Origin of the sequence: Sphingomonas phyllosphaerae 5.2, from assembly GCF_000419605.1 — a bacterium.
In the GTDB taxonomy this organism is placed as follows: Bacteria; Pseudomonadota; Alphaproteobacteria; order Sphingomonadales; family Sphingomonadaceae; genus Sphingomonas; species Sphingomonas phyllosphaerae_B.
Genome location: NZ_ATTI01000001.1, coordinates 2,289,965 through 2,302,062 on the forward strand (window position 1 = coordinate 2,289,965; position 12,098 = coordinate 2,302,062).

The 12,098-nt window shown below is 65.0% G+C and carries 10 protein-coding genes and 1 pseudogene; 5 read left to right on the top strand and 6 right to left on the bottom strand.

Annotated elements, in window-relative coordinates; translation table 11 throughout:
- Positions 1 to 163: 163 nt before the first annotated feature.
- From SPHPHY_RS19950 to SPHPHY_RS19960, 3 genes are all read right to left on the bottom strand, one after another.
- Complete coding sequence (locus SPHPHY_RS19950; RefSeq protein WP_022686687.1) at positions 164 to 1,018, bottom strand: sterol desaturase family protein; 855 nt, start codon at positions 1,016 to 1,018, stop codon at positions 164 to 166.
- Between the two features lie 116 nt (positions 1,019 to 1,134).
- Positions 1,135 to 1,920 carry a PEPxxWA-CTERM sorting domain-containing protein gene (locus tag SPHPHY_RS22530; RefSeq protein WP_022686688.1) on the bottom strand — a complete coding sequence of 262 codons (786 nt, stop codon included), beginning with the start codon at positions 1,918 to 1,920 and terminating at the stop codon, positions 1,135 to 1,137.
- A 398-nt stretch (positions 1,921 to 2,318) separates the two neighbouring features.
- The gene (locus tag SPHPHY_RS19960) at positions 2,319 to 2,651 is read right to left on the bottom strand and encodes a hypothetical protein (protein WP_156025086.1); all 333 of its coding nucleotides are present in this window, start codon (positions 2,649 to 2,651) and stop codon (positions 2,319 to 2,321) included.
- A 155-nt stretch (positions 2,652 to 2,806) separates the two neighbouring features.
- Here SPHPHY_RS19960 and uvrA point away from each other — a divergent pair, with 155 nt between their 5' ends.
- The 4 genes and pseudogenes from uvrA to SPHPHY_RS22705 all read left to right on the top strand — a co-directional run bounded on the left by uvrA (position 2,807) and on the right by SPHPHY_RS22705 (position 9,343).
- Positions 2,807 to 5,707, top strand: coding sequence for an excinuclease ABC subunit UvrA (gene uvrA / locus SPHPHY_RS0110760; RefSeq protein WP_022686690.1), 2,901 nt, complete (start codon positions 2,807 to 2,809; stop codon positions 5,705 to 5,707).
- Positions 5,708 to 6,006: 299 nt separating this feature from the next.
- Positions 6,007 to 6,321 (top strand): annotated as a pseudogene (locus SPHPHY_RS22000) (excinuclease ABC subunit A); the annotation flags it as partial.
- A gap of 50 nt (positions 6,322 to 6,371) precedes the next feature.
- Positions 6,372 to 7,616: an AAA family ATPase gene (locus SPHPHY_RS21400; protein ID WP_156025087.1), complete on the top strand. Its 1,245-nt coding sequence runs from the start codon at positions 6,372 to 6,374 to the stop codon at positions 7,614 to 7,616.
- 95 nt (positions 7,617 to 7,711) lie between these two features.
- Positions 7,712 to 9,343: a DUF3597 family protein gene (locus tag SPHPHY_RS22705; protein WP_022686693.1), complete on the top strand. Its 1,632-nt coding sequence runs from the start codon at positions 7,712 to 7,714 to the stop codon at positions 9,341 to 9,343.
- 24 nt (positions 9,344 to 9,367) lie between these two features.
- Here the strand turns inward: SPHPHY_RS22705 and SPHPHY_RS0110785 are convergent, their stop codons facing one another.
- A complete protein-coding gene (locus SPHPHY_RS0110785; RefSeq protein ID WP_022686694.1) occupies positions 9,368 to 10,075 on the bottom strand; it encodes a glutathione S-transferase family protein in 708 nt (235 codons plus the stop codon).
- Complete coding sequence (locus SPHPHY_RS0110790) at positions 10,072 to 10,356, bottom strand: BolA family protein (RefSeq protein WP_022686695.1); 285 nt, start codon at positions 10,354 to 10,356, stop codon at positions 10,072 to 10,074. Before SPHPHY_RS0110790 ends, SPHPHY_RS0110785 begins: the two co-directional genes overlap by 4 nt.
- A gap of 46 nt (positions 10,357 to 10,402) precedes the next feature.
- On the opposite strand from SPHPHY_RS0110790, the gene SPHPHY_RS0110795 reads away from it, so the two are divergent.
- Positions 10,403 to 10,996, top strand: coding sequence for a J domain-containing protein (locus SPHPHY_RS0110795; RefSeq protein WP_028056774.1), 594 nt, complete (start codon positions 10,403 to 10,405; stop codon positions 10,994 to 10,996).
- A 3-nt stretch (positions 10,997 to 10,999) separates the two neighbouring features.
- On the opposite strand, the gene SPHPHY_RS0110800 is transcribed toward SPHPHY_RS0110795, so the two are convergent.
- Positions 11,000 to 11,572: an ATP-dependent Clp protease proteolytic subunit gene (locus SPHPHY_RS0110800; protein WP_022686697.1), complete on the bottom strand. Its 573-nt coding sequence runs from the start codon at positions 11,570 to 11,572 to the stop codon at positions 11,000 to 11,002.
- Positions 11,573 to 12,098 lie beyond the last annotated feature (526 nt).

The window sequence follows — 12,098 nt, forward strand, 5'->3', positions numbered from 1 at the left end:
ATCAGCGCGCGAGCGGCGCGGATGTTTCGACGCACGTCGTCAGCGCTGCGCCGCAACGAATGCAGCAGCTCGTCCACGGTCCCGCCGCGCACCGGCTTGACGCGCCGTCGCGACCTCATCGCGCGAGAAGAGCCGACGCCCCGCCGCTACGATCCCGTCGCCGCTACGATCCCGTCGGCGCTTCAGGCGGCGCGGCGACCACCGCCGCCCCCGGCACGTCATCGCGCCGGAACGGGTGGAGCAGTTCGCCCGCGATTCCGCCGCGCACCGGCTTGTCGATCCCGTAGACCGGCGGCCATCGGTCGCGCGGCAGGTGCAGCGTCCCGAACAGCCGGTCGACCCACGGGAACATCGCCGCATAGTTGCGATCGCGCCCGTCCGCGCCATTGGTATGGTGCCAGTGATGGAAGGCCGGGGTCGCCGCGACCTGTTCCAGCCAGCCGAACCGCCACCGCACGTTCGCATGCACCAGGAACGACCAGATCGTGCCGGCCAGCGTGACATAGATCGGGATCATCGCGTCGGCGCCGGTCGCGTTGCTGTTCGCCAGCCCCAGCATGTAGACCGGCACCAGCCCGCATAGCCGCACGAAGACGATGTCGAGCGGGTGCGCGCGCGTGTTGGCCAGCCAGTCGAGATGCTCCACCGAATGGTGGATCGCATGGAAGCGCCACAGGAACGGCACTTCGTGGCACCAGCGATGCCCCCAATATGCGCCCACCTCGCTGACGATCAGCCCCGCGACCAGCTTGGCCAGGAACGGCCAGCCGGTCACCCACCCGGTATACGCGGCCGGCGTCGCCTGCTGCGCCAGCAGCGCGATCGTGGCCAGCATCGGCGCCAGCACGATCGTCGGCAGCAGGCCGTTGAGGAAATAATAGCCGAAGTCGGCCCATCGCGCGCGCCCGCGCCGCGCATGCAGCGCGAACAGCCATTCCACGGGAACGAACAGCATCGCCAGCAACACCAGCCAGATGCTCAGCCGCAGCACCTCCGTCGTCAGGCCCGTCGCGTTCATTCCCGCACCCACATCATCGCTGCGTTCCCTCCTGGGCGCGCCGCGTCAACAAACGGTGAAACGGCGGCGGGCATAAGGCCCGCCGCCGCCATCACTCGGTCGCGTACCGGTCGGGATCAGACCAGCTGCGGGGTCGCCGTCTTGCGGCGACGCATCGCTGCGCCGACCACGCCGAAGCCCAGCATCATGGTCATCCAGGTGCCCGGCTCGGGCACGGCGGCCGTCAGCGAGACGTTGTCGAGCAGCAGCGACGGCGGCAGGCCGTTCGGGGTGCCCTGCGCCAGGAACGACAGCGTCTGGCTGGTGCCGCCGGCGACGAAGTCGAGCGACGCCTGCTTCCAGCCGGAGAAGCCCTTTGCCGGGGTGACCAGCGTTTCGGTCTGCTTGACGATGTTGCCCAGCGACACGTCGAAGCGCTGCGTGGTCTCGCCCGGCGTGGTGAACCACGTCGTGCCGGCCCAGTCGAAGGTCACCGTATAGGTGTTGCCGGCGGTCAGGCCACCGATCGTCTGGCTGATCGCGCCGTGGAAGTTCGTGTCGCCGTCGGCCAGGATGAAGTTGCCGCCGGTCGGGCTGGTGCCGGTGAACCCGTTCGCCGAGAAGTTCGAGCCGGCCGGATAGCCCGGACGCGCCTTGCCCTGCGGACCATAGATATAGTCCAGGTTATTCCCGAGCGAACGGAAACCGGTGCTGTCGGCGCTGTTCGGCGTCACCAGGAAGTTGTAGCCGAAACCCGTGTAGCCCGCGGTGGCCGCATTGGTCCAATCCGTGACCTGCGTCGTGAACTGCTGCGACGACTTCAGCGTCGTGGCCTCGAATCCACCATTCTTTACAAGGTTCTGCGCCGAAGCGGCGCCCGAAACCAGCATCATTGCGACGGCACCAATCAGGTACTTCTTCATGTCGTCTTCCCCCAACCATGCCGACAGGATGCCGGTCCGGTGTGGCGCCGCAATATGATAGCGTCGGTGCGACGGCAATCGCCGCCTCGATACGGAAGCACCTTGCCAAGATCCTGATTCGCAGTGGCTTTCTCAATAGCCGTGCTATTTTGATACAGTCACGGCAATGTCTTTGGCTAGTCTAGTCTTTTGGCATTAATATACAATTAACTTCGATTGCGCCCGTTCCTCTTAGACGAGCAAGCATCGCCCGCCAACATCTCATCATGCCTAATCAAGAACTTAGGGCGTAACGTCCGACGCACGCGCCATCGCCGACGTGACCTCCTCGGGCTACGGTCGCAGCGGCCACGGCGAGATCGCGCCGCCCCCGACGCGGCAACCGCGACCGCCACGATTCAGGATCGTGGCGCGAAGAACTTGCCCACCAGCGCTTCGGCCGCACGCGCGAACGCCTCGCCCGGATCGGCCTTCGGTGTTCCGCCCGCCGCTTGCTCGCGCACCGGCTCGTCCGTCCGCGGTGCCGCCGCCCTGGCCGCCTCGCGCGACAGCGCCGCCGTCGCCACCGCCCCGACCACCGCGGTCAGCGCACCCGCGATCGCCTGCCGCCCGGCCGGCCCCTGCGCCTGCTCGATCAGCTTCTCGCCGGCCTTCCGCAGTTCCTTGGGCACCTTCACGCCCAGCACTTCCTTGGGCAGCTTGCCCGCCTTCGCCTTGCTCTTCTTCGCCATGATCGCCTCCAACTGTGGCATCGATATAAGACACCGGTGCGGGCCTGCAACCGTCGGCACGGGCGATGCGTATTGCCGCGGTGGCGTGCCCGCCCCACATCGCGCGACGAAAAGCCGGCTGGACGCAGCCGAACAGATATGGAACAAACTCCCACATGGCATTGACGACGATCTCCGTCCGCGGCGCGCGCGAGCACAACCTCAAGGACGTAAGCGTCGATATCCCGCGCGATACGCTGACGGTCATCACCGGGCTTTCCGGGTCGGGCAAGTCGAGCCTGGCGTTCGACACCATCTATGCCGAGGGGCAGCGCCGCTACGTGGAATCGCTCAGCGCGTACGCGCGGCAGTTCCTCGAGTTGATGCAGAAACCGGACGTCGACCATATCGAGGGTCTCTCGCCCGCGATCTCGATCGAGCAGAAGACGACCAGCCGCAACCCGCGCTCGACCGTGGCGACCGTCACCGAGATCTACGATTACATGCGCCTGCTCTGGGCGCGCGTCGGCGTACCCTATTCGCCGGCCACCGGGCTGCCGATCGCGGCGCAGACCGTCAGCCAGATGGTCGACCGCGTCATGACGCTGCCGGAGGGAACGCGCCTCTACCTCCTCGCCCCCGTCGTCCGCGGCCGCAAGGGCGAGTATCGCAAGGAGCTTGCCGAGTGGCAGAAGGCGGGCTTCACGCGCGTCCGCATCGACGGCACGATTCACGAGATCGACGAGGCGCCGGCGCTCGACAAGAAGTACAAGCACGACATCGAGGTGGTCGTCGATCGCCTCGCGGTGAACGAGAATGCCGCCACCCGCCTCGCCGACAGTTTCGAGACCGCGCTGAAGCTCGCCGACGGTTTGGCCTACATCGACCCCGCCGACCCTGTGGAGCCGCGCACACCCGAAAGCGTCGTGCTCGGCGACAACGCGCCCCCCGGCCGCATCGTCTTCTCCGAGAAGTTCGCCTGTCCCGTGAGCGGCTTCACCATCGCCGAGATCGAACCGCGGCTGTTCTCCTTCAATGCGCCGCAGGGGGCATGCCCGGCGTGCGACGGGCTCGGCGAGAAACTGGTCTTCGACGAGGACCTGATCGTCCCCAACCACGAACTCAGCATCAAGAAGGGCGCGGTGGTGCCGTGGGCGAAGTCCAACCCGCCCTCGCCTTATTACATGCAGGTGATGGCCAGCCTCGCGCGCGAGTTCGGCTTCTCGCTCGACACCGCCTGGGGCGAGCTGCATCCCGAGATCGCCGACAAGATCCTCTACGGCACCGATGGCAAGCCCGTCACGCTGACCTTCATCGACGGCAAGAAGAGCTACGACGTCAAGAAGCCGTTCGAGGGCGTCGTCGGCAACCTCAACCGCCGCCTGCTCCAGACCGAGAGCGCGTGGATGAAGGAGGAGCTGTCCAAATATCAAAGCTCGCAGGCGTGCGAGGTCTGCAAGGGCGCGCGCCTCAAGCCGGAGGCGCTGGCGGTCAAGGTCGCGGGCGAGAACATCAGCCACGCCACGCATCTGTCGGTGGTCGACGCGCTCGCCTTCTTCACCGATCTGCCCAACCATCTCGGCGATCAGCAGCGCGCCATCGCGGAGCGTATCCTCAAGGAGATCGTCGAGCGGCTCGGCTTCCTCAACAACGTCGGCCTCGATTACCTCAACCTCGATCGCACCTCGGGCACGCTGTCCGGCGGCGAGAGCCAGCGCATCCGCCTCGCCTCGCAGATCGGCAGCGGGCTGTCCGGCGTCCTCTACGTGCTGGACGAGCCGTCGATCGGGCTGCACCAGCGCGACAACGACATGCTGCTCGCCACGCTGCGCCGCCTGCGCGACCTCGGCAATACCGTCATCGTCGTCGAGCATGACGAGGATGCGATCCGCATGGCCGATTACGTGATCGACATGGGGCCGGGCGCGGGCGTCCACGGCGGGCAGGTCGTGGCGCAGGGCACGGTCAAGCAATTGCTCAGGAGCAAGACCTCGGTCACCGCCGATTATCTCAACGGCACGCGCCAGGTCCCGCTTCCGACCAAGCGCCGCAAGGGCACCGGCAAGAAGCTGACCGTCCACAACGCCACCGCCAACAACCTCACCGGCGTCACCGCGTCGATCCCGCTCGGCACCTTCACCTGCATCACCGGCGTGTCCGGTTCGGGCAAGTCGAGCTTCACGATCGACACGCTCTATGCCGCCGCCGCGCGCACGCTGAACGGCGCGCGCATCCTGGCGGGCAAGCACGACAAGATCAGCGGGCTGCAGCATCTCGACAAGGTCATCGACATCGACCAGTCGCCGATCGGCCGCACCCCGCGCTCCAACCCCGCCACCTACACCGGCGCGTTCACGCAGATCCGCGACTGGTTCGCCGGGCTCCCGGAATCGCTGGCGCGCGGCTACAAGCCCGGGCGCTTCAGCTTCAACGTCAAGGGCGGGCGCTGCGAGGCGTGCCAGGGCGACGGCGTGCTCAAGATCGAGATGCACTTCCTGCCCGACGTCTACGTCACCTGCGACATCTGCCACGGCGCGCGCTACAATCGCGAGACGCTGGAGGTGAAGCACAAGGGGCACAGCATCGCCGACGTGCTCGACATGACGGTCGAGGACGCCGCGTCGTTCTTCGCCAACGTCCCGCCGATCCGCGACAAGATGGCGATGCTGGTCGAGGTCGGGCTCGGCTACGTCAAGGTCGGCCAACAGGCGACGACGCTGTCGGGCGGCGAGGCGCAGCGCGTGAAGCTCGCCAAGGAACTCAGCCGCCGCGCCACCGGCAACACGCTCTACATCCTCGACGAACCCACCACCGGCCTGCATTTCGAAGACGTCCGCAAATTGCTGGAGGTGCTCCACGCGCTGGTCGAGCAGGGCAACACCGTGGTGGTGATCGAGCACAACCTCGACGTCATCAAGACCGCCGACTGGATCGTCGACCTCGGCCCCGAAGGCGGCGTGAAGGGCGGCGAGATCGTCGCGGCGGGGACGCCGGAGCAGGTGGTGAAGGAGCCGCGCAGCTTTACGGGGAAGTATCTGGCGCCGTTATTGGGGAAGGTCGCGGTGGCGGCGGAGTGACGACGTCAAGCCGCTTCATGTGCTAATGAAAGGGCGCGATACACAGGCAGGCAACGATCATGGTATCACCAGACCCGAAATGGAGCGGAGCCGGCGACTGGCCGGGACGTGTCGTCGCATACCGTGATTTCGCGGCCGACCTTGCCACACGACGCAAAGCCCTCGGCGAACCCGACGTCCCACGCAATACGGGCAATCGGCGGACCGCCAGCAAGCAGGCGCTGTTGGAAGCACTGGATCAGCTTGGCGCAAAGTGGTGATGGCGCCCGGTATGGCGCAGCACAGTCGGGGCGTGAAGCGCTAGGGAACTCTGCCGTCGCGCCGCCGGCAACACGCTCTACATCCTCGACGAACCCACCACCGGCCTCCATTTCGAGGACGTCCGCAAGCTGCTGGAGCTCCTCCACGCGCTGGTCGAGCAGGGCAACAGCGTGGTGGTGATCGAGCACAACCTCGACGTCATCAAGACCGCCGAGTGGATCGTCGACCTCGGCCCCGAAGGCGGCGTGAAGGGCGGGGAGATCGTCGCGGCGGGGACGCCGGAGCAGGTGGTGAAGGAACCGCGGAGCTATACGGGGAAGTATCTAGCGCCGTTATTTGAGAACGCTGGCTAATCGCTGCTCATTTCAGTACAAGAAAATATAAGGATAACGGGAGTGTCGACGTGGTTTTTGGCAAAGCACGACCCAATGATGTTTTCACTCCCAGGTCTCGCGAAATCAACGAGCGAATGTACGTTGATAGGCCAGAATTAGAAGAACGTTTAGAAGATGCCTTACGAGGCGATAAGTACATTATCGTACATGGCGAAAGTGGAAACGGGAAAACTTGGCTATTTAAACGAGTTTTAGCGCGGAAAAAGGTTCCCTTTGAGGTTGTAAATCTTGCAAATGCAGTTTTACACGGGTCACTCCTAAAATCGTTTGAAGTCAAGCTGTCTGAGCTTGGCTCGGATCGGCCAGTATCTCGTACCGAGGAAGTAGATTTAGGCCTTCGGCTTGGGGGAACTGGTTTCGGAGGAAAGCAGCAGACTCAGTTTTCTTTTGCAGCGCAAAGCGCGTTTGGCGCTCTAGTTTCGCACTTAAACCAAAAAGCCGGTGGTAAAAGATCCGTTTTAGTTTTAGATAATTTTGAGCAAATTGTTGACAACTTGGATTCTCTGAAAGCTGTTGCCAGCATTATAATATCTGCCGATGAAGAATCTATTGCCAAACACGGTGTTAAGCTTCTTATCGTCGGCGTTCCAAGGGACTTAAAGCAACTTGTAGCAAAGGTTGGAAATGCGTCGACCATCGCAAACAGGCTGATTGAAATACCAGAGGTCGCAAGAATGACCTTGGATGAGGCCATTTCTTTGATGAAGCGCGGGTTTGAGAAAGAGTTAGGATATAGCTTCTCGATCGACAAAGAAATCTTCTATAAAGACGTTTGCTGGAAAACTGATCGCATTGCTCAACAAATACATGAGCTATGCTTGAAAATTGCACTTGAGGCGGAACGTGCTAGCGGCGTGATCTCATTAGCTACCGTAGCAAAGGCCGAGAGAAAGTGGCTGGAAGAGTCCTTCTCGTCTGATCTGGGTGTTATAGAAAATTTGATGAATTCAATTGAGACAAAGGTAGGTCGAAAAAATCAAGTCATATACAGCTTAGGGCGAGTCGATAAAGAAGACTTTAAGCATTCTGACATCGAGAAAATCGTTCGTGAAGAGTTTAACGTAGACGAAGGCATCAATCTAAATCTACCGCAGATGCTTGCGTCGTTCGCCAAAGCTGAGAACCCGCTGATACGTCGAACCCCGAAAAATAATGCCTATCGATTTGTCTCTCCAAAGCTAAAGATGGTCATTAGGGCGGGACTCCAAAAGGATAGTGAGAACAGGGTAATAAAAACAGTAGAGGCCTTGTAGGCAACTACACCCAACTAATAGGGCTTTCGCTGGATAGCACCTGTCCTACACCCTCCAACAAACCGCACCCTCGCCGATCAACCGCGAGGCTGCCCATGTCCGACACCGAAACCACCTCCCGCCGCACCGACGGCTGGTCCGCCGCCAACCAGCGCGCCTTCCTCGAAGCGATCGCCGAGGGGCACGGCGTCGACGCCGCCTGCGCGCGCGTGCGGCTGTCCGCCACCTCCGCCTACGCCTTCCGCCGCACCGCGAAGGGCGCGGCGTTCGCGCTCGGCTGGCGCGCCGCGTCGCTGGTCGCGCGCGAGGTCGTCGCCGAGACGCTGCTGGTCCGCGCGCTCGACGGGCAGACCGACACCTATACCCGCGCCGACGGCACGATCGTCACCCGCCACCGCCACGACAATCGCCTCGCCATGGGCCTGCTCGCCCGGCTCGACCGGCAGGTGGAATCCGCCAGCGACAGCGATGCCATGGCCGCGCGGCTCGTCGCGCAGGAATTCGACGCCTATCTCGACCTCGTCGGGCAGGACGGCGCGGCCGCGCGCGCCGGGCTGTTCCTCGCCCGGCGCAGCGGCGCGCTCGACCCGGCCGGTGGCGACGCGCCCGATCTCGCCCCGCTCTATGCGCTCGCCGCCGCCGATCTTTTCGCGCGCACCGGCCACGCGACCGCCGCCGAGGTGCCGGTCGACGACCTCGATCCCGCCGCGCGTCAGCATTGGAGCGCGGCGCAATGGGCGCGGGCCGAGGCCGCCGGGCTGGTCGCGTTCGCCGCCGGCACGCGTACCCCCGGCACGTCCGACGCCGCGCCACATTCCGCGTCGGAGCCTCAACATTCGCAACATTCGCCGTCGGACGAACCGGTGTGGTGGGATGACGATGCGGAGGAGTGGCGCACCTTCTTCCCCCCGCCCGACGATTTCGACGGCGTGGAGGACGACGACCCCGCCTCGCCCGATTACGAACGCTCGCTGACCGAGGCCGAGGAAGCGATGATGGGTGGCCCGCCCGATCATCACGACGCGGCGACGGTCGCGCGGCTGACGATCGAGCGCGACGTCTATTTCGGCGTCGACCAGCCCCCATCCCTTTCTCCGCCCCCGACCCAGCCCGCGACCCCGAACCAGCCCACGACCCCGCCCGCGCCCGCGCCCGCGCCTGCGACCATCGCTTCGCCCGCCCTCAGCCACCCCGCCAATCCCCCCGCCTCCTCCGCGGCCGCAACTGAACCTTACCCGGTGCGCGACGTTGCCTGCGCACCACCTACGACACAGGATTCATGCGACATGAGCATCTTCGGCGCGATCAAGAAGGCGATCTTCGGCGACCACGGCCCGCTCGGCGGCCAGTTCTCGGGCAAGAAGGACGCCCCCGCGCCCACGGCCCCCACGTCCGCCGCTGCGCCGGCGCCGGCCCCCGCCGCAGCACCGGCGCCCGCCCCGGCGTCCGCTCCGCAGCAGCAGCAGCACATCGACGTCGCCGCCGTGCTGACCGGGATCGCGCAGCAGAAGGGCAACCCCGACCTCAACTGGCGGACATCGATCGTCGATCTGATGAAGCTGCTCGATCTCGATTCCAGCCTCGCCAACCGCAAGGAGCTTGCGACCGAGCTCGGCTATAGCGGCGCGAAGGACGGCTCGGCGGAGATGAACATCTGGCTCCACAAGGCGGTGATGCGCGAGCTGGAGAAGAACGGCGGCACCGTCCCCGCCGATCTCAAGGACTGACGGAGACGCCGGCCGGGCGGCGCGTCAGTCGCCGTCCAGCTCGGGGTAATGGCGGAAGATCCCGTCGGTGTTGAACGCCACCCGGCGGTCGCTCGCGAGATAGGCGGCGACCGCCGGCAGCGCCGCCACCGCATCGCGCAACCGCTCCAGCCGCGGCCATCGCCCCGCCAGCGCCGCCATCCGCCGCGGGAACATGTAGCGTAGCCCCTCGATCGCCTGGAACAACCCCATGTCGACCCCGCTCCATTGCGTCCCCGCGATCCACTCGCCGTCCGCCGCGCCGGCCGCGTGATCGAAATGGTCGAGGAACTTCGGGATGCGCTCTGCCCGGAACACCGCCGCCGCACGCGCCGCCTCGGCACGCTGCTCGTCGTAATAGGCCATGGCGTCGACCGGATGATGCACCGCATGAACTTCCGCGACCAGATCGGCGACCGTCAGCTGCAACTGGTGCAGCCAGTACCGCGTCGCGGCGTCCTGCGCGCCGATGCCGTGGCGGTCCTGCAGGAACAGGATGATGTCGGCGACCTGCGCGACCATCACGTCGCCGGCCACCAGATATGGCGGCGCGAACGGCGCGCGGGGTCCGCGGGACGCCATGTCGCGCATCATCGCCTCCGCGCCATCCTCGCGCGCGCGGTCGCGGTACGGGATCTCGCCCGCTTCCAGCACCAGCCGCACGAACTCGCCGCGCCCCTGGATGCTTGGCCAGTACCACAGGTCGCAGGTCATTCGCCCGGCGCCCGTGCGCTGATCGCGAGTGCGTGGATGCGCATCGCCAGCAGGTCGGCCAGCGCGTGGTTCACCGTCCGCTGCCGCGCCACCCGCGATTGCCCCGCGAACGCCGCGCTCTCGATCTCGACACGGAAATGACTCTCGCCGCTGCCATCGTCGCCCATGTGCCCGCTATGCAGCGCGCTTTCGTTGACGACCTCCAGCCGGGTCGGGGAAAGCGCAGCCGTCAGGCGCGCGGTGATCTCGGCAGCGATCGTGCCGGTGGCAGCTTCGGTCATGCCACCCCATATAGCGACCTTTCTGCGTCAAGCGACGAGTGAGTGCGTGAAGCCCCAGAACAATCGACCGAATGCGCGTTTCCACGGCCGGGTGGCCGGCTCCGGCCGCGCCTGCGATCATGCCGGCTGCCCGGAGCCGGGCGAGTTCCGCGCGCCCCCGCTGGAAGGCTCCGGCCCGCACGACGGCCCGCCGCGCTTCCGGTGGTTCTGCCTCGACCACGTCCGCGCCTTCAACGCCGGCTACAATTACTTCGACGGGATGAGCGCGGACGAGATCCACGATGCGCAACGTCCGCTCGCGGGTTGGGAACGCGAGACGCGCGCCTTCTCTCGCGCCCGCGCCGGCGACCAGGGACCGCGCTGGGCCGATTACACCGACCCGCTCGACGCGATCGCCGCACGCTACGCCCGCGCCGCGCCGCGCGCCGACGGCCGCGCACTATCGCCAGAGGAGCGCCGCAATCTCGATACGCTCGGACTGTCGCACGACGCGGATCGCACCGCGTTGCGGAAGCGCTATTCCGAATTGGTGCGGCGCTACCACCCGGATCGAAATGGCGGCGACCGCACGCACGAGGCAGCGCTGCGCAAGGTCATCGATGCCTACCAGCAACTGCGCAGCGCACATGCCTTCGCGTGACGGTCAGATGATGTCGAGCACCAGCCCCAGCTCGCGCGCCTCGGCCGCCTCGATGTACCAGTTGCTGGGCGCCCGCTCCTTGAGCATGTCGAGCGAGACGTTGCTCCCGCGCACCAGGTCGGCAAAGCCTTCCTCCTGGATGCGGATCGAATCCTCGATCTCGTTGAGCTTGGCCTTCAACACCGGGGCCAGCGTATTGAGCGGCCCGGAGAGCTCCACGGTCGAAGTCATCAACCGCTCGTGAATCATGATTCGGGAATTGCGCGTCAGGAAACGCCGGTCGACCGGGAACGCCGACATGAACGTCGCGCCGGCCGAATAGACCGCGACCTTGCCGAGGAACAGCGCTTCACGCCCGTTGTATTCGCGCAGCAAACGGATGGAATCGCCCATCGCCCGCGCCATCTCCGGATCACCGCCCAGTGTCGTGATCGAAACGACGAGCGGCCCGTCGGCCGGGGCTGCGGCCAGTTGGTCCTTGAAGTTGGCGTACATCATCTCGTCCACGGTGCCGTGGAGCTGGATGTGCGGGGCGGCGAGCAGCGGATAGTTGCTGGCGTTGTTGTGGTCGGTCATGCGGCGCTCAAGCCACGAGCGCGCTGGCGGTTCCCTCTGCCGTAAATTCTGCGGCGACACGGCTGTCCTACATCGCCGTCGTCCGGTACTGACGGACTGCGCACCGCACCTGCTCGCTGTTTCATGTCACCGGAACGCGGCCACCGAAACGCCGACCAATCCGTCCGGCGGACAGACCATGCGGACGTCGTCATCATTACACGGTTTACGGTACGAGAAAGCGCACGGAAGAACACGCCTGAACGTCCAAAGCGCACAGGATTAGAAGGTAAGATCGCTCCCCCACGGCGTCGGGGCTTCGTTCGTTGAAAACGGCCGCTCGTACCTTGAAGGCCCGAACACACGTCACGGGCTCGACCTCTTCTTACGCTATCAAGTACGACGTCGAGCCACCGTTCGCCATTCAGGCTTCAAGCGGAGGCATCGCATCTCCCTACATACCGTTTGGGGAGTCACTGACACTGACTAGACCGCATAAATCGCGAAGAACGCGAACTCCTGAAGGAGCAAAACAAGAGTCGAGTGC

What these genes read in the sequence shown, in the direction of transcription:
- SPHPHY_RS19950 (WP_022686687.1), bottom strand. Translation starts at nt 1,018, where the DNA reads ATGAACGCGACGGGCCTGACGACGGAGGTGCTGCGGCTGAGCATCTGG.
- SPHPHY_RS22530 (WP_022686688.1), bottom strand. Translation starts at nt 1,920, where the DNA reads ATGAAGAAGTACCTGATTGGTGCCGTCGCAATGATGCTGGTTTCGGGC.
- SPHPHY_RS19960 (WP_156025086.1), bottom strand. Translation starts at nt 2,651, where the DNA reads ATGGCGAAGAAGAGCAAGGCGAAGGCGGGCAAGCTGCCCAAGGAAGTG.
- uvrA (WP_022686690.1), top strand. Translation starts at nt 2,807, where the DNA reads ATGGCATTGACGACGATCTCCGTCCGCGGCGCGCGCGAGCACAACCTC.
- SPHPHY_RS22705 (WP_022686693.1), top strand. Translation starts at nt 7,712, where the DNA reads ATGTCCGACACCGAAACCACCTCCCGCCGCACCGACGGCTGGTCCGCC.
- SPHPHY_RS0110785 (WP_022686694.1), bottom strand. Translation starts at nt 10,075, where the DNA reads ATGACCTGCGACCTGTGGTACTGGCCAAGCATCCAGGGGCGCGGCGAG.
- SPHPHY_RS0110790 (WP_022686695.1), bottom strand. Translation starts at nt 10,356, where the DNA reads ATGACCGAAGCTGCCACCGGCACGATCGCTGCCGAGATCACCGCGCGC.
- SPHPHY_RS0110800 (WP_022686697.1), bottom strand. Translation starts at nt 11,572, where the DNA reads ATGACCGACCACAACAACGCCAGCAACTATCCGCTGCTCGCCGCCCCG.